The 14629-nt window shown below is 69.9% G+C and carries 17 protein-coding genes and 1 pseudogene; 6 read left to right on the top strand and 12 right to left on the bottom strand.

All coding sequences use genetic code 11. The features are described from left to right. Nucleotides 1–18: 18 nt before the first annotated feature. Nucleotides 19–474: a MarR family winged helix-turn-helix transcriptional regulator gene (locus ACFVYE_RS02235; protein WP_383960942.1), complete on the top strand. Its 456-nt coding sequence runs from the start codon at nucleotides 19–21 to the stop codon at nucleotides 472–474. Between the two features lie 101 nt (nucleotides 475–575). On the opposite strand, the gene ACFVYE_RS02230 is transcribed toward ACFVYE_RS02235, so the two are convergent. Then, a complete protein-coding gene (locus ACFVYE_RS02230) occupies nucleotides 576–1343 on the bottom strand; it encodes a hypothetical protein (RefSeq protein ID WP_383960944.1) in 768 nt (255 codons plus the stop codon). 171 nt (nucleotides 1344–1514) lie between these two features. Here ACFVYE_RS02230 and ACFVYE_RS02225 point away from each other — a divergent pair, with 171 nt between their 5' ends. Next, the gene (locus ACFVYE_RS02225) at nucleotides 1515–2099 is read left to right on the top strand and encodes a cysteine hydrolase family protein (RefSeq protein WP_389603645.1); all 585 of its coding nucleotides are present in this window, start codon (nucleotides 1515–1517) and stop codon (nucleotides 2097–2099) included. 34 nt (nucleotides 2100–2133) lie between these two features. Here the strand turns inward: ACFVYE_RS02225 and ACFVYE_RS02220 are convergent, their stop codons facing one another. Next, the gene (locus ACFVYE_RS02220; protein WP_383960950.1) at nucleotides 2134–2877 is read right to left on the bottom strand and encodes a class I SAM-dependent methyltransferase; all 744 of its coding nucleotides are present in this window, start codon (nucleotides 2875–2877) and stop codon (nucleotides 2134–2136) included. A gap of 207 nt (nucleotides 2878–3084) precedes the next feature. Further along, nucleotides 3085–3558, bottom strand: coding sequence for a phospholipase D-like domain-containing protein (locus tag ACFVYE_RS02215; protein ID WP_383960953.1), 474 nt, complete (start codon nucleotides 3556–3558; stop codon nucleotides 3085–3087). A 216-nt stretch (nucleotides 3559–3774) separates the two neighbouring features. On the opposite strand from ACFVYE_RS02215, the gene ACFVYE_RS02210 reads away from it, so the two are divergent. Together ACFVYE_RS02210 and ACFVYE_RS02205 are read left to right on the top strand one after the other, a co-directional pair. Further along, nucleotides 3775–4365 (top strand): TetR/AcrR family transcriptional regulator, encoded by a 591-nt coding sequence (locus tag ACFVYE_RS02210; protein WP_383961042.1) that lies wholly within the window; start codon nucleotides 3775–3777, stop codon nucleotides 4363–4365. Nucleotides 4366–4400: 35 nt separating this feature from the next. Next, nucleotides 4401–5027, top strand: coding sequence for a helix-turn-helix domain-containing protein (locus ACFVYE_RS02205; RefSeq protein WP_383960956.1), 627 nt, complete (start codon nucleotides 4401–4403; stop codon nucleotides 5025–5027). 30 nt (nucleotides 5028–5057) lie between these two features. On the opposite strand, the gene ACFVYE_RS02200 is transcribed toward ACFVYE_RS02205, so the two are convergent. Then, the gene (locus ACFVYE_RS02200; protein WP_383960958.1) at nucleotides 5058–5687 is read right to left on the bottom strand and encodes a histidine phosphatase family protein; all 630 of its coding nucleotides are present in this window, start codon (nucleotides 5685–5687) and stop codon (nucleotides 5058–5060) included. A 56-nt stretch (nucleotides 5688–5743) separates the two neighbouring features. Continuing rightward, complete coding sequence (locus ACFVYE_RS02195; protein WP_383960960.1) at nucleotides 5744–6430, bottom strand: GDSL-type esterase/lipase family protein; 687 nt, start codon at nucleotides 6428–6430, stop codon at nucleotides 5744–5746. A 58-nt stretch (nucleotides 6431–6488) separates the two neighbouring features. Here ACFVYE_RS02195 and ACFVYE_RS02190 point away from each other — a divergent pair, with 58 nt between their 5' ends. Together ACFVYE_RS02190 and ACFVYE_RS02185 are read left to right on the top strand one after the other, a co-directional pair. Then, nucleotides 6489–7487, top strand: coding sequence for a WD40 repeat domain-containing protein (locus ACFVYE_RS02190; protein ID WP_383960963.1), 999 nt, complete (start codon nucleotides 6489–6491; stop codon nucleotides 7485–7487). Between the two features lie 51 nt (nucleotides 7488–7538). After that, a pseudogene (locus ACFVYE_RS02185) lies at nucleotides 7539–7649 on the top strand (GNAT family N-acetyltransferase); the annotation flags it as partial. Nucleotides 7650–7951: 302 nt separating this feature from the next. Here the strand turns inward: ACFVYE_RS02185 and serC are convergent. The 7 genes from serC to ACFVYE_RS02150 all read right to left on the bottom strand — a co-directional run bounded on the left by serC (nucleotide 7952) and on the right by ACFVYE_RS02150 (nucleotide 14530). Next, nucleotides 7952–9070, bottom strand: coding sequence for a phosphoserine transaminase (serC, locus tag ACFVYE_RS02180; protein WP_389603641.1), 1119 nt, complete (start codon nucleotides 9068–9070; stop codon nucleotides 7952–7954). 93 nt (nucleotides 9071–9163) lie between these two features. Further along, entirely contained in the window at nucleotides 9164–10372 is a 1209-nt protein-coding gene (locus tag ACFVYE_RS02175) for a cytochrome P450 (RefSeq protein ID WP_389603639.1), read from the bottom strand. Continuing rightward, nucleotides 10369–11661, bottom strand: a complete 1293-nt coding sequence (locus ACFVYE_RS02170) for a cytochrome P450 (protein ID WP_389603637.1) — start codon at nucleotides 11659–11661, stop codon at nucleotides 10369–10371. Before ACFVYE_RS02170 ends, ACFVYE_RS02175 begins: the two co-directional genes overlap by 4 nt. Beyond that, nucleotides 11658–12308 (bottom strand): ATP/GTP-binding protein, encoded by a 651-nt coding sequence (locus ACFVYE_RS02165; RefSeq protein WP_383960973.1) that lies wholly within the window; start codon nucleotides 12306–12308, stop codon nucleotides 11658–11660. Before ACFVYE_RS02165 ends, ACFVYE_RS02170 begins: the two co-directional genes overlap by 4 nt. Then, nucleotides 12289–12651 carry a DUF742 domain-containing protein gene (locus ACFVYE_RS02160; protein ID WP_327273701.1) on the bottom strand — a complete coding sequence of 121 codons (363 nt, stop codon included), beginning with the start codon at nucleotides 12649–12651 and terminating at the stop codon, nucleotides 12289–12291. Before ACFVYE_RS02160 ends, ACFVYE_RS02165 begins: the two co-directional genes overlap by 20 nt. Further along, nucleotides 12648–13094, bottom strand: a complete 447-nt coding sequence (locus ACFVYE_RS02155; protein WP_383960976.1) for a roadblock/LC7 domain-containing protein — start codon at nucleotides 13092–13094, stop codon at nucleotides 12648–12650. Before ACFVYE_RS02155 ends, ACFVYE_RS02160 begins: the two co-directional genes overlap by 4 nt. Continuing rightward, nucleotides 13091–14530: an ATP-binding protein gene (locus tag ACFVYE_RS02150; protein ID WP_389603634.1), complete on the bottom strand. Its 1440-nt coding sequence runs from the start codon at nucleotides 14528–14530 to the stop codon at nucleotides 13091–13093. Before ACFVYE_RS02150 ends, ACFVYE_RS02155 begins: the two co-directional genes overlap by 4 nt. Nucleotides 14531–14629 lie beyond the last annotated feature (99 nt).

Genomic DNA, 14629 nt, shown 5'->3' with positions numbered 1-14629 from the left:
GCGAGAGGCAGCGGTCGCATGGTCAGGGCTACGCAAGAGGTCGAGTACGAGCAGATGCTGCTCAGCCGCCATGGACTTCTGCATCACAGGGGTGGTCGCCGTGAGGACAGCCGGCTGGAGCGGAGCGCCTACATCCTGCTCAGCCGTATCCGTGTCCAGGGGCCCATGTCGATCGGTGAACTGAGCGACGCCTTCGGGCTCGACGCCTCGACCCTCAACCGGCAGACCGCCGCGGCGAAGCGCGCCGGCCTCGTCGAGCGCATACCCGACCCCGAGGGCGGCATGGCTCGCAAGTTCCGCATCACCGACGAGGGTGTGCGCATGCTCGATGACGAGCGGGAGCGCAATACGAGCTCGCTGGACCAGATCATGTCCGACTGGTCCGAGGAGGACGTCTCGGCCTTCGCCGCGTACCTCAGGCGCTTCAACGCAGACATCGAGCGCCTGAGCGGACGCCGGTGGCCGCGCCCCTGAGGTTCGGGCGGCCGACCGGATGGGCGCGGAGTGCCGGCCGGGCCCAGCCGGGTTCCTTGTGTCACTTGAGGGTGTCGGTCAGGGCCTCGCTGAACTTCTGCTCAGCGGGCTCCGATGAGTTTCTTCGTCACGGCCCCAATGAACGCGGCGGCCTCGGTCGCGCTGATCCCGACGTGGTCGATGTCGTTGTGTCCGAGGGCGTACCGCCTCAGGTATTCGGTCGGCTCCCACCGGAGGTTGCGGGTGAAGGCTTCGTCATACGTCTGGTCGTCGTCGACTCGGCGTCGGACGACGCCGCGCGGGTTGCTCCTGGGATTCCGCTCGTCGATCTTCGCGAAGTATGTGATCTCGCCCTCGGCGTCCAGGGCATCGAGGGTCGCGGGGGCGAGGGCGAGGAAGGGGGTGGCGGAGAGGTTGCTCTCCACGTTTCCCAGCCGGATCATCACGCCATTGAGGTCGACGAACTCCTCAAGGAAATAGCCTCCGCCGCGTTCGTACATGAGGAGCAACGGTTCGTAGGGATCGGGCAGATCGCCGGGCCACTCGACCTGGGCCTGCCGGAGCGCTGCCCACCGGACCGCACCTCGGCATGTGATCTTGAGGGAGGCCGGAGCGAGTCCGCTCAGGACCTCTTCCAGAGCGGCGGCGACTTCGGGGGGCGTCTGGATCGCCTCGGCGGCGTGCTCCGCGATATCGAAGAACGGCCAGGACTGCTCGGCACCGCACGCTCGCGCCCACAGAGCAGCGCGGCGCAGGTACTCCCGCATCAACAGGGCACGCGAATTCGCGTGCTCGAATGCCTTGAGATCGTCGCTCCAGTCGATGGCGCGCAGTCGCTCCAGCACCGCGTGTGACGAATGGTCAGTCACTTGGGTTTCAGTCCCTTCGCTCGCAACTCCATCCCCGTTCCATGCATGCGCTCACGCCACATTGTGCTGACGATCGCACCAATGTGTTCGGTGATGCGAAGGCGGCGCCCTCTCCTGCCATCAGGTCGAAAACACGTAGAGGTGCACGGCCTCGGCGGACATGATGACGGCATGGACAATCGTGCGCTTCCTGCGGAAGCCCTGCTCGTTGTGGACGTTCAGAAGGCCGCCGTCTGCGGTGACAGGGCAGTGCCCGGGACGGCCCGGCTCCTGGACCGGACGGCAGACCTGATCGCACGGGCGCGAAGGAGCGGGGCGCTCGTTGTCCACATTCAGAACGACGGGCCGGCCGGAGCGGGCGACGAGCCGCACACGCCCGGTTGGGAACTCCACCATCCCGTCGAGACCGGCCCCTGTGAGGTCGTGATCCGCAAGACCGAGGACAACGGGTTCGACGGGACTTCGCTGGGCGGCCTCTTGACCGAATCGCGGGTACAGGCGCTCGCCATCTGCGGTGTGATGTCGGAGATGTGTGTCCAGGCGACGGCCCGCGCAGCCCTGGCGCTGGGGTATCGGGTCCTCATGCCGCACGACGCCCATGCGACGCAGGATATTCCGGCGGCCCCCGGAATCAGCGACCGCATCCCGGCCGCCACGGTCTCGCGGGTCGCCGAATGGGCTCTTGGCGACGAGCTCGAAGTCACCGCTCGGGCCGAAGACGTCATGTTCACGGCCCTGCCCTCGCGGTCCTGCTGAAACGCTCGGCAGTCGGGCAGCGGACAATCGCTCGTCAGGACTCGGTGGTTCGGCGGAACAGGGCCGTCCAGAGGAAGGGCTCGCCGAAGTACGGGGACTCGGGCGGTTCGTCGTGCATGCGGCGGAGTTCGATCTCCGTCAGGTCGGAGAAGATCCAGCGCAACGACTCCGGCGTGTAGGCGAGGCCGCCCTGCAGGCCGGCCCGGTCGTAGAAGGAGGCGTCGGGGAGTTCGGAGCCCATGCCCGTCTCACCGGCTGCGAAGCAGGTGAGGGCGAGATGGCCGCCGGGTGCGAGGCAGCGGTCGAGCAGGGCGAGGTAGCTGATGCGGCGGTGGGGCGGCAGGTGGTGGAAGCAGCCGGAGTCGTAGATCAGGTCGTACGGGCCGGTCAGCTCGGTCGCCGCAAGGGTGAACGCGTCGCCGCAGTGGAACCGGACATCGGCCCCCGCCTCGCGGGCGCGGTCCTCGGCCCATGTGATGGCCGCCCGGGACAGGTCCACCGCGTCGACCACGAAGCCCCGGGAGGCGAGGTGAAGGGCGTTGCGGCCCGGGCCGCAGCCCAGGTCGAGGGCGCGGCCCGGGGTGATCAGGCCGCGGTCCAGGTGCGAGACGAGGTTCTCGTCGGGCTTCGCCACGAAGAACGGGACAGGCTTGGTCCGGTCCGCGTAGAAGCTGTCCCACCAGGAGGCCCCGTCGGCTGTCCACCGGTCGGCCTCCCGCGTGAACAGGCCGTCCAGGAGCCTGAGTACGTCGTCCACCGTGCGTATGTTCCGGTCCATGCGGATCCCCTTTCCAGGAGGGAGATCGTAGATCCGTCCGGCGTCGGAGCCCCGGTGGAAAAGTGCCGGTGAGGGCCGCTGGTGGGCGCCTTGCGGCCCGGGGCGGGTTGGTCGGCACCCCCCTCGCGCCTGATCCTTTTGGGTGCGGGTGCACCCGTGGAGTGGCACGAAAGGGGGTTCTCCGGGGTCGCTGAGGGGTCTTTTTGGTCAGGAGCAGCTGCTCGGGGACCAGGTGCCCTCGACCCAGGTGCACGTGGCGCTCGGGAGTGCCGACTTGAAGAACGCCTCGTACGCGTCGTACACCGAGCTGTCCTCCAGCTTCACGAACACCTCGTCGCTGTAGCGCAGGGAGTTGAAGGTGTAGTTGTGGCTGCCGGTCCAGAGGATCTTGCGGTCGTCGACCTTGGCCGAGCCGTCGTCGTAGCCGCCCTTGACCAGGAGGAACTTGGAGTGGAAGGGCGTGGAGCCGTTCGCCGACTCGGGGAAGGTGTGCACGACCGGGCCGTTGTACGCGTTGAACGGGGCGGTGAGGGCCGCCTGGGTCTTGCGGGTGGAGCCCGTGGGGGCCTCGGAGGCGTAACCCTTGGGGAGCTGGTGGAGGACCTCGACCCAGCAGAACGCGAGCGCGGCCGCCGCGCGTGCGGGTGCGTGGCGCGGACGCATGGGCAGGGGCAGCGGCATGGACACCTCCGTAGATCCAAATTTCAGACCGTAGCAGCAACGATTCGATGGGCAATCGGACTTGACCGAAGCACTGCCCTGCGCGTGCCCGAGCGCGTGGCGGTGACACCACCGGCGGGGCAGAGCGTGGAGAGTGGGGGCAGCGGTACGGACGACGAAGGAGGACCGATGGTGGGTGTCGTGGCGAACCAGCGGAAGAGGGCGGTCGGACAGGCCATGGAGGGTCCGGGGGCGCGGGACCGACTCCTGCGGGCCGGACGCCAGTTGTTCGCCGCGTACGGATACGCGCACACGAGCGTCGAGGCCCTGTGCGAGCAGGCGAAGGTGCCCGTCCACATCTTCCAACAGGAGTTCGTCTCGCGGGAGGTGCTCCTGATGGCGATCTACGACGAGGTGGCGACCTACGGGCTGCGTGCCGCCGAGAACGCCCTGATGGCCGAGGGCATGGAGGACTGCCCGACGGCCGAACGGGTCCGGCTGCTCTTCGACGCCTATGTGAAGGCGGTCACCGAGGACCCGTGCGCGGCCCGGGTGGCATTCGTCGAGGTGCTGGGGGTGAGCCGGGAGGTGGACAAGCACCTCGCGACATGGCGGGCGATGTGGATCGACTTCCTGACCTCCGAGGCCGAGCGTGCCGTGCGACGGGGCGAGGCGGTGGCGAGCGACCACACCGTGACCGTCACCGTGCTGAACCACTCGGTGGACGAACTCATGGCCCATCACGGCCGCCGCCCCCGGCAGGTCGACGCCGAGTGGCTGACCGATGAGCTGACCCGTCTCTCACTGGCCATGATCCTGCCGTCCTGACACACCCCGTTGCCGGGACGGCAAATAATGGGGAGATGGATGAACAAGACGGAGAGCGCGCAGAGCGTACGGACGACGAGATCTCGACCGTCCTGACAGGCGTCGGGCCGCGGCTGCGCGCCCTGCGCCGGGAACGCGGCACGACCCTGGCGCAGCTCAGCGAGACGACCGGGATCTCCCTGAGCACCCTCTCGCGCCTGGAATCGGGCGGCCGCAAACCCACGCTCGAACTGCTGCTGCCACTGGCCAAGGCGTACGGGGTGCAACTGGACGAACTCGTCGGCGCACCCGCCACCGGAGATCCACGTATCCATATCCGCCCCTTCACCAGGGACGGCATGACCTTCGTGCCGCTCACCCGGCACCTCGGCGGGCTGCACGCGTACAAGCAGATCCTGCCCGGCGGTCGCGGGGCGACGGGTCCGCTGGAGCAGCGGGTGCACGAGGGGTACGAGTGGGTGTACGTACTCGCGGGGCGGCTACGGCTGGTGCTGGGCGAGCACGATCTGGTGCTCACGGCCGGCGAGGTCGCCGAATTCGACACGCGTACGCCGCATGCGTGGGCCAGTGCCGGGCCCGATCCGGTCGAATTCCTCAGCCTGTTCGGGCAGCAGGGGGAGCGGATGCATGTGAGGGCCCGGCCCACGGGGTCGGAGCGCTGAGGTGCCGGGAATCCGGTGACGGGCGGGTTCTCAGAGGCGGGGGCCGGGCGGGAAGCCCGTCCAGCGCAGCTCGTCGGGCAGGTGCCGCATGTCGTTGCAGACCAGGACCGACACCGGGCGGTCCGGGCTGTAACGGATGACCGTCAGCGACGCATTGCCGTGGTTCAGACCGAGCCAGCGCCATTGCGGTGCGGCCATCGCGTGCCGTACCAGCCACGCCACCAGGAAGTTGTGGGTGACGACCAGTTCGTGGACGTCTTCGTCGCCTGCCACCGGGCCGGTGTACGCCTCCAGGGCCCGGCGCGCCAACTCCGGTCCTTGCACGCGCTCTTCGGCTGTGCACGGCTCAAGGAAGCGGAGGAGGGCGTCGGCGCAGTTCGTCGGCAGTTCGGCCCGGTCCGGGAAGTGGGGGACGTAGTCCCCGGCCGTCTCCGCCACCTGGAGGGGGATGTCGCCGAGCTGTTCGCCCATCAGCCGCGCGGTCTCGGCGGCCCGGGGCAGCGGGCCGTGATGCACCGCCGAAATGGGGTGCTCGCGGAGCCGTCGGCCGAGCAGGTACGCCTGGCGGCGGCCGTTCTCCGTCAGTCCGCTGCTGTCCGCCTCCGCCTCCGCCTCGCCGTGCCGGGCGAGATAGAGGTAGCGGGTGGCCGTTCCTGTCATGTCCGGGTCCTTCGGTTTCTTCGCGGCCGGCCACGAGTGCCGACTGCGGATGTCGGCTACGGGCGGGCTGCGTACGGGCCGCCCAGGCCCCACGCCTGGTGCATCGCGTCGGCGAACGCGGCCGCCAGCTTGTGTTCGCCGCTGGGGCCGGGATGCGTCCCGTCGTACGTGTCCCGGTGGATGTCGTACCCCGGCGGGCGGGAGGCCAGCAGGATCGGGGACATCGGGTCGTCGAGGTCGGCGACGGCCTTCGCCAGGAGCTCGTTGAAACGGTCGCACTCGGCGGCGAACGGGGCGTCCGACTCGGCCCGTATGTTCGGTATCACGGGCAGGAGCACCATCTTGACGTGCGGGTTCGCGGTGCGGGCCGCCGTGATGAACGCCCTTGCGTTCAGGGCGGTCCGACCGCTGTCCGTATAGAACCCGAGGTCTATCAGGCCGAGCGAGACGAGCAGGATGTCCGTGCGGTGCTCGGTGACCGTGTCGGCGATCACCGGGGCCATGTGCAGCCAGCCCTCACCCCAGCCGGCCAGATGGGTGCGGGCCTCGGCGGGAAACTCCGGTGCGCCGTACTCGTACGAGACAGGGGCGCCCGTCCCGGTGTCGTACAGCTCGCTGCGTGGGCCGACGATCGCGAACGGGGCACCGAAAGTGGAAGCGAGGTGCTGCCACATCCGGTAGCGCCAGGTGAAGTCGCCGGCGCGGCCGATCGACATGGAATCGCCGACAAACATGAAACGCATGGCGCCATCATCGCGGATCACTCGTCCGACCTGCGACGTGACGATGGACACTTGTGTCATGCGTTCGTACCTGACTGTGTCCGGAGCCGCCGCGGTGCTCCTCCTCACCGGGGCGGCTCCCGCCGTCGCGGCCGGGGACGGAGCCGATCGGAGCTTCACGATCGAAGACCCCCGGATCACCGAGTCCAGCGGCCTGGCCGCCAGCCGCGCCCACCCCGGCATCTACTGGACGCACAACGACAGCGACGACGGGCCGTACATCTACGCCGTCGACTCCCGCACCGGGAAGACCGTCGCGACGATCACCCTGCGGGGGGTGGGGCAGCCGCGCGACGTCGAGGCCATCTCGCTCGGACCCGACGGCAATCTGTACGTCGGTGACATCGGCGACAACCTGAACGGCAGCTGGGACCACGTCTGGATCTACCGCTTTCCGGAGCCGAAACAGCTGAAGGACGCGACGGTCCGCGCCACACAGTTCGATGTGAAGTACGCGGACGGACCGCGCAACGCCGAGGCGCTGATGGTCCACCCCACGACCGGGCGCGTCTACATCGCGTCGAAGAACGAGGACGGCGGCGGACTGTACGAGGGCCCGGCCGAGCTCACCACCGGCGCCACCAATGTCTTCCGACGGGTGGGTGAGGTGCCGTGGGTGACGGACGGGGCGTTCTCGCCGGACGGCAAGGAGCTGGTGCTGCGCTCGTACTTCAGCGCCCGTGGCTACGCCTTCAAGGACGGCAGGCTCGGCGCCGACCACGCGGTCCAGGCACCGCTGCAGCGGCAGGCCGAGTCGGTGACGTACACGGCGGACGGCTCGGCGCTGATGTTCGGCACGGAGGGGGAGCAGAGCGATGTGGTGCGGGTGGACGTGGGCGGAAGCGGGGGCGGAGGCGACGGGAAGTCGCCGTCCCGGGGCGGCGACTCGTCGGCGTCGTCCGCCGGCGCGGGGGGCACAAGCACCGGGGACGTGAAGGGCACGACCCTGACCGGTGTGCTGGTGCTGGCGGGGATCGCCGTCCTGGTGTTCATGGGGCGGCGGCGGAAGGGGAACTGACGGTCCGGTCCGCCGCGACGCGCATAGGGTCGGGCAGCTGTGGAGAACCGAATGATTCCCGGACCCGGGCCCTTCGCCACCGCCCGGCTGGACGCGTTGCCGCTGCGGGTGGGGTACGCGGACGAGATGGCGGCCGTGCTCGACGACCCGGCCCTGCACACGAGCGCGGTTCCTCGTGCCGGGGCGGATCAGGCCCGGGGGCGGCCGGCTCGGATGAGCTCGTCGATGTCGAGAGTCACCGGGATCCATGAGGCTGTTGGCCGTTTCGAGCAGCGATTCCGGCTCACCGTCACAGGGGCGCCCGGCTGCTGCTGCAGACATTGCGGGCCGCCTGAAGGGGCTATGTCGAGGCCATCTCCGTAGGACGATCCGGCCGCCCGCGCCGGGAAGTCCGCCACCCGGTCGAGTGAACGACGAAGGGCCCCACGCATCGGCGCGGGGCCCTTCTCCTGTGTGCGTCCTCGTTACAGCTTCTCGATCACGTAGTCGATGCAGGCCGTCAGGGCCTGGATGTCCGACGGGTCGATCGCCGGGAACATCGCCACGCGCAGCTGGTTGCGGCCCAGCTTGCGGTACGGCTCGGTGTCGACGATTCCGTTGGCGCGCAGGACCTTCGCGACGACGGAGGCGTCGATCTCGTCCGCGAAGTCGATCGTGCCGATGACCTGCGAGCGCTTCGCCGGGTCGGTGACGAACGGGGTCGCGTACTTGGACTCCTCCGCCCAGCCGTACAGGTTCCGCGCCGAGGTGGCCGTGCGGCCGGTCGAGAAGTCCAGGCCGCCCTGGGTGTTCAGCCAGGTCAGCTGCTCGTTCAGAAGGAACAGCGTGGCGAGCGCCGGGGTGTTGTACGTCTGGTTCTTGAGGGAGTTGTCGATCGCAGTCGGCAGCGAGAAGAACTCCGGGATGTGCCGGCCGGACGCGTGGATGCGTGCGGCGCGCTCCAGGGCCGCCGGGGAGAACACGGCGATCCAGAGGCCGCCGTCGGAGGCGAACGACTTCTGCGGGGCGAAGTAGTAGACGTCCGACTCGGTGATGTCGACCGGCAGGCCGCCCGCACCGGAGGTGGCGTCCACCAGGACCAGGGAGCCCTCGTCGGCGCCCGCGACGCGCTTGACCGGCATGGCGACACCGGTCGACGTCTCGTTGTGCGTGAGCGCGTAGACGTCGACGCCCGCCTCGGCCTGCGGGTCCGGGTGGGTGCCCGGGTCGGAGGCGATCACGGTCGGGTCGGCCAGCCACGGGGCGAGCTTGGCGGCCTTCGCGAACTTCGACGAGAACTCGCCGAAGTTGAGGTGCTGGGACTTCGTCTCGATCAGACCGTGCGTCGCGATGTCCCAGAAGGCGGTGGAGCCGCCGTTGCCCAGGATCACCTCGTATCCCTCGGGGAGGGAGAAGAGGTCGCGCACGCCCTGACGCACCGAGCCGACCAGGTTCTTGACCGGGGCCTGGCGGTGGGACGTGCCGAGAAGAGACGTACCGGTGGCGGCCAGCGCGTCGAGCGCCTCCGTCCGCACCTTGGAAGGACCGGCGCCGAAGCGTCCGTCGGCGGGCTTGATGTCAGCGGGAATCTGGATATCGGCCACGAACCGGAGCGTAGTACCTCACGGACACGGTCGAGGACCGTGTCCGTCGGATGAGACACCCGCTCCGGCTTGTGGACCACATCGAACGGCGGATCAGCCCAGCTCGACCGGCAGGTCGTACAGGTCGTTCTGGGTGACGATCGGCTTGTTCCGCAGCTCGGAGGCCGGGACGGCGAGCTCCAGATCCGGGAACCGCTCGTACAGCGCGGGCAGCGCCACCCCCGCCTCCAGCCGGGACAGTGCCGCACCCGGGCAGACGTGCGGGCCGTGGCCGAACGCGATGTGGCGGTTGGGGGAGCGGGTGATGTCGAAGTCACCGGCCGTCGGCCCGTGCTGCGCCTCGTCGCGGCCGAGCGCACCGAAGGAGACGATCAGCGCCTCGCCCTTGGGCAGGACCTTGTCGCCCACCTCGACGTCCTCCGTGGCGAACCGGATCAGGACATGGGACGTGGGGGTGTTCCAGCGCAGGGTCTCCTCGATCACGTTCTCCCACGGCACCTGACCGTTCAGCACCTGTTTGCGCTGCTCGGGGTGGGTCTGGAGTGCGACGACCGCGTTCACGATCAGGCTGATCGTGGTCTCGTGACCGGCCGCGACGATCAGCTGGAGGGTGTTGACGATCTCCTCGTCGGTGAGGTGGTCACCGTCCTCGGAGGCCGCGATCAACGCGCTGGTGAGGTCGTCGCCCGGATTTTCCCGCTTGGAGTCGACGATCTTCGTGAAGAGCGCGCCGAGGTCCGCCATCATCTGCGGGACCTCCTTCGGCGGCGTCTGCGTGGAGAAGAACTTCTCGAAGAGCTCCTTCAGCCGCGGGTGGTCCGCGCTGTCCACGCCCATGAGCTCGCCGATCACGTTCATCGGCAGCGGGTACGCGAACTCCGCCTTCAGGTCGACCTTTCCGCCCCTGGGCAGCGCGGCCAGCCGGTCCAGGCTCGCCGTGGTCAGCGCCTCGATGCCGGCCCGCAGCCGCTCCACCCGCTTCACGGTCAGCGCCTGCGCGACCAGGGTGCGCAGTCGGCGGTGGTCCGCGCCGTCGACCGTGAGCATGGAGCGGCCCGGGTTGGCGAGGCCGATCAGCGGCCAGTCCATCGGTATTTCGCCGCGCTGCCAGGCGCCCCAGACATTGATGTCCTTCACGATCCGGCTGTCGGTGAGCAGCTGCCGCGCCTCGGTGTGGCGGGTGACCGCGTAGCAGTGCACTCCGCCCGGCAGTTCCACCTCGGCGAGCGGGCCCGCCGCCCGCAGTCGGGCACTCTCGCCGTCGAGGTCGGCGACGAAGGGGTCGAGGGCGATCCGGGTCATCTCTGGCCTCCGATGGCGTGTCCGACGGCGTGTCCGACGGCGGTTCCGACGGCAGGGGTGGGTGTGAAGGTCACCGGCAGGTCCGTCAGGCCCCGCAGCCAGGGGGAGGGGCGCCGGGTGAGCTGTTCGGCGGGGACGGCGAGGTCGATGTCCGGGAGCCGGTCCAGCAGCACCTCGATGCCGGTACGGGCGATGACCTCGGCGGTCTCCTGGGCCGGGAACGGGCAGCGGTGCTCGCCGTGGCCGAAGGAGAGGAACGCGTTGTTGCCACCGGTCAGTGCGGAACCGTCGGTGCGGATCTGCGGGTCCGCGTTGGCGGCGGCGATGCCCAGCAGCAGCAGGTCGCCCGCCTGGATGTGGCGCCCGCCGAGATGGGTGTCGCGCGACGCCCAGCGGCCCGCGATGTTCTGCGTCGGGGTGTCTTCCCAGAGCACCTCGTTCATGGCCTCGGCGACGCTGTGCCTGCCGCCCGAGAGAGAGGCGGCGAACCGGTCGTCGGTGAGCATCAGCCGAAGCGAGTTGCCGATCCAGTCGGCGGTCGGCTGGTGGCCCGCGGCCATCATGACCATCAGGTCCTGGGCGATCTCCTCGTCGGTGAAACCGCCTGTGTCGGCGAGCATCCGCGTGGCGACGTCGTCGCCGGGCGCGGCGTGCTTGTCGGCCAGCAGCCGGACCATGGACGAGGCGAGGTGCTGCTGCCCGGCGAGGGCCCGCTCCCGGCCGTCGATCATGTCGTTGATCGAGCCCACGAGCGCCGCGCCGATGGTGTCGCTGAAGCCGTAGATCTTCGCCAGTACGAGGGCGGGGAGCAGCATCGCGTACTCGGCGATGATCTCGGTCCCGCCCGTGGAGCAGAACCGGTCGACGAGACCGTCGGCGAACTCCTCCGCGTACCGCTTCAGCGCGAACGGATCGACGGCCTCCAGCGCATTGCTGATCATTCCGGCGCGCTCGGTGTGCCGCGGGCCGACCGTGTAGAGGATCGACGGCTGCTTGCGGCCGATCATCGGCAGCAGCGGCCAGTCGTCGGGGATGCGCTCCCACTGGTTCCACAGGTCGGAGTCGCGGCTGAACAGCACCGGGTCGCTGGTCAGCTGGTGCAGTTCGCGGTAGCCGAGCACGAGCCAGGCGGGGACGTCGCCGTCGAGGACGACGGGCGCCACGGCCCCGTGGTCACGGCGCATCTCCCGGTACAGCCGGGTCGGTTCGGTCTGGAACCGGGGGCCGGAGAGCGGCGCGCGGCCCTGGGACACGGGGCAGCCGGAGGCCGGCGCCGGAGGCTGGGTCACGAGGTGGGCTCCGGGGTCTTCTCCGGCGTGATCTCCGGACGGTCGGCGGACGTGGCGGAGGCATTGCCCTGCGACAGGGCATGCAGGTACTCGACCAGCGTGATCAGTACGTACTTGCTGGACGAACGGTCCCGGGCGTCGCACTCCACCAGGGGTACGTCGTCCGAGAGGTCGAGCGCCTCCCGTATCTGCTGTTCGGTGTGGAGCGGGCCGCCGAAGTCGTTGCACGCCACGATGAACGGCGTGCCGTGGTGCTCCAGACGGTCGATCGCGTACCAGGAGTCGGCGAGCCTGCGGGTGTCGACGAGGACGACGGCACCGAGCGTGCCCGAGAACAGCCGGTCCCACAGGAACCAGAACCGTTCCTGACCGGGGGCGCCGAAGAGGTACAGCACCGAGCGTTCGTCGAGCGAGATCCGGCCGAAGTCGAAGGCGACGGTCGTGGACGTCTTCGACTGCACACCGTCGAGATGGTCGACGGCCTCGCCCGCGCGGGTCATGGTCTCTTCCGTGTTCAGCGGACGGATCTCGCTGACGGAGCGGACCATGGTGGTCTTGCCGACACCGAAGCCGCCGACGACGACGATCTTCAGTCCGTTGTCGGCCGTCGCCTGCAGGGCGGCACGGTCAGAGGTTGCGGAGTCCAACGAGCACCTGTTCCAGGATGTCGGGGTCGGGGAGCCGGTCCGCGACACGGGCGGTACGGGGGTGACGGGCGCTGATCCGGCCGGTGTCCAGCAGATCGGACAGCATGATCCGGACGATGCTGACCGGCAGGCCGAGGCTCGCCGCGATCTCCACGACCGCGGTGGGCCGCGTGCACATCCGCAGGATCGTGACGTGCTCCGACTGCATGCCGGGGGCCGGCTCGCACTCGGAGACGACCAGCGTCACCAGGTCGAAAGCGTCCGAGTCGGACCGGCTGCGGCCACCGGTGAGGGTGTACAGCCGGTCCGGGGCGTCGTCCCGGCCGGGACGGGGGCGGGTCATACGTCCGCTGTCGCGTCGACGACCGCGGCGGCCCCGGAGGCCGAGGGGGAACGCGGCGGGGCGCTCAGGTGCTCGCCCAACTGCTCGACGAGTTCGCTCATGTTGTGGCCGATGAAGCCGACGTCGGCGTCCTCCGAGGCGACGACCGCGAGATGGGCGCCCGCACCCGCCTCGACGATGAACAGCACACCGCCGTAGAACTCGGCCATCGCGGACCGTACGCCGCCGGTGCCGTCACCGAACTCGACGGACGCGCCGTGCGACAGGCTCTGGATACCGGCCGAGATCGCGGCCAGTTGGTCGGCCTGGTCGACGGAGAGCTCGGGGGTACGGCACAACTTGAGTCCGTCCCTGGACAGGACAAGGGCATGGCGGGTGCCGGGGGTGCGCTCCAGGAGCCCCTCCAGCAGCCAGTTGAGCTTCTCGTCGGTGGTCGCGGTCATCGGGTGTTGCCTTCTTCCGGGTGCGGGGAGTTGGCCCGAACAGCCTGGCGGAAGCTGCTGAAGCGGGCTGCCTGTTCCTTGGGGTCGGCGGTACGGGGCCGGGGAGTTGCGGTGGCACCGTTGGCGTTGGTACGGGCCTCGGCGGCGGCGAGGGTGCGGCCGCGGGAGCGCTTGGGGAGCCCGCTCTCGCCGAACCGGGGGAGGTTGCCGGTGGTCTCGGACGCGGGGGAGTCCGAGGGGGCGGGGACGGCTTCCGTTGCCGTCGTGGCAGCCGTTTCGTGCGTGGGTTCCGGCTCGGGCCTCGGCTCGGATGTCAGCCGGGGCGCCGGCTGGGGCGCCGGCTCCGGGGTCCGGGTGAGGAGCTCCTGCGGGAGCATCATCAGGGCGCCCGTGCCGCCGCGCGCGGACGGCCGGAACGACACGGTCAGACCGTGCTTACGGGCCAGTCGGCCGACGACGGCGAGGCCGAGCCGGGTGCCGGAAAGACCCGTCAGGTCCTGGTTGACGGCCGACACCGCGCGCTCGGCGCGGCGCAGCTGCACATCGCTCATGACCAGGCCGCTGTCCTCGACGGTCAGGACGATGCCGGCCGGCACCTCCTCGACGTACACATGGACCTCCGCCGTGGGCGGCGAGAAGTTGGCGGCATTGTCGAGGAGTTCGGCGAGTGCGTGCATGACGCCCTCGGCGGCGTGGCCGGCGACCGCGACATCGCTGGTCGAGTGGAGACGTACCCGCTGATAGCCGCTGATCCGGCCCATCGCGCCGCGCAGGATCGACTCCATCACGATCGGCTTCGCCCAGCGCCGGCCGGAGCGGGCGCCGGTCAGCACGGCGATGGAGTCGGCGAGCCGGCCCGCCTGGGCGGTGCGGTGGTCCAGATGGAGCAGATCGCCGAGCACGTCCTCGGCGGGGTGCCGGTGCTCCATCTCGCGCAGGTCGGCGAGCATGCTGGTGGCCAGGGCCTGCATCCGGCCCGCGGCGTTGGCGCAGGCGGCGACCGCGGCGGAACGCTCGGTGTCGCTGCGGGCCGCGCGGGCGCCGAGCCGCTCGACCTCGGCGGTGAGCCGTTCGGTATCGGCGGCGGCCTGCGAGGCGATCCTCGCGGTCTCGGCCTCGGCGGCGGCCTTGATCCGGGCGGTCTCGGCGGTGAACCGCTGGCCCTCGACCGCGGAGGCGGAGACGAGCCGGCTGATCTCGCCGGTGAACCGCTGGGTCTCCGCCGCGAGACGGGCGCGCAACCGGTTCGCGGTGGCGCGGGCATGGACGGCGGCGGCCACGGCGGCGGACAGCAGCACGGCGCAGGCGCCTGCCCCCCAGGCAAGCGTGGTCCGTACCGAGTCGGGGGCGGCGACGACCGCCCACAGGCACAGGGATCCGGTGACGGCCAGTGATATCAGCAGGGCCAGTGCGGCCGGCCGGGATGAGGGGCTCAAGTGCAGTCCTTGGGGCGGACGGGGTAAACGGGACGGACAGGGCAGGAAGGTCCAACGGTTCTGATCGGGACAGTTCTGTACGACAGGGACGAACGCGAC

This window comes from Streptomyces sp. NPDC058239 (genome assembly GCF_042882185.1).
Classification (GTDB): Bacteria; Actinomycetota; Actinomycetes; order Streptomycetales; family Streptomycetaceae; genus Streptomyces.
The sequence above is the reverse complement of the archived record's forward strand: the minus strand, read 5'-3'. Positions and strand labels throughout refer to the sequence as shown.

Excerpts from the sequence above, each read along its gene's own strand:
- ACFVYE_RS02235 (WP_383960942.1), top strand. The coding sequence starts at position 19 with ATGGTCAGGGCTACGCAAGAGGTCGAGTACGAGCAGATGCTGCTCAGC.
- ACFVYE_RS02200 (WP_383960958.1), bottom strand. The coding sequence starts at position 5,687 with ATGACAGGAACGGCCACCCGCTACCTCTATCTCGCCCGGCACGGCGAG.
- ACFVYE_RS02225 (WP_389603645.1), top strand. The coding sequence starts at position 1,515 with ATGGACAATCGTGCGCTTCCTGCGGAAGCCCTGCTCGTTGTGGACGTT.
- ACFVYE_RS02160 (WP_327273701.1), bottom strand. The coding sequence starts at position 12,651 with ATGACCCGCCCCCGTCCCGGCCGGGACGACGCCCCGGACCGGCTGTAC.
- ACFVYE_RS02175 (WP_389603639.1), bottom strand. The coding sequence starts at position 10,372 with ATGACCCGGATCGCCCTCGACCCCTTCGTCGCCGACCTCGACGGCGAG.
- ACFVYE_RS02205 (WP_383960956.1), top strand. The coding sequence starts at position 4,401 with ATGGATGAACAAGACGGAGAGCGCGCAGAGCGTACGGACGACGAGATC.
- ACFVYE_RS02190 (WP_383960963.1), top strand. The coding sequence starts at position 6,489 with ATGCGTTCGTACCTGACTGTGTCCGGAGCCGCCGCGGTGCTCCTCCTC.
- ACFVYE_RS02155 (WP_383960976.1), bottom strand. The coding sequence starts at position 13,094 with ATGACCGCGACCACCGACGAGAAGCTCAACTGGCTGCTGGAGGGGCTC.
- ACFVYE_RS02195 (WP_383960960.1), bottom strand. The coding sequence starts at position 6,430 with ATGCGTTTCATGTTTGTCGGCGATTCCATGTCGATCGGCCGCGCCGGC.
- ACFVYE_RS02220 (WP_383960950.1), bottom strand. The coding sequence starts at position 2,877 with ATGGACCGGAACATACGCACGGTGGACGACGTACTCAGGCTCCTGGAC.
- ACFVYE_RS02215 (WP_383960953.1), bottom strand. The coding sequence starts at position 3,558 with ATGCCGCTGCCCCTGCCCATGCGTCCGCGCCACGCACCCGCACGCGCG.
- ACFVYE_RS02210 (WP_383961042.1), top strand. The coding sequence starts at position 3,775 with ATGGAGGGTCCGGGGGCGCGGGACCGACTCCTGCGGGCCGGACGCCAG.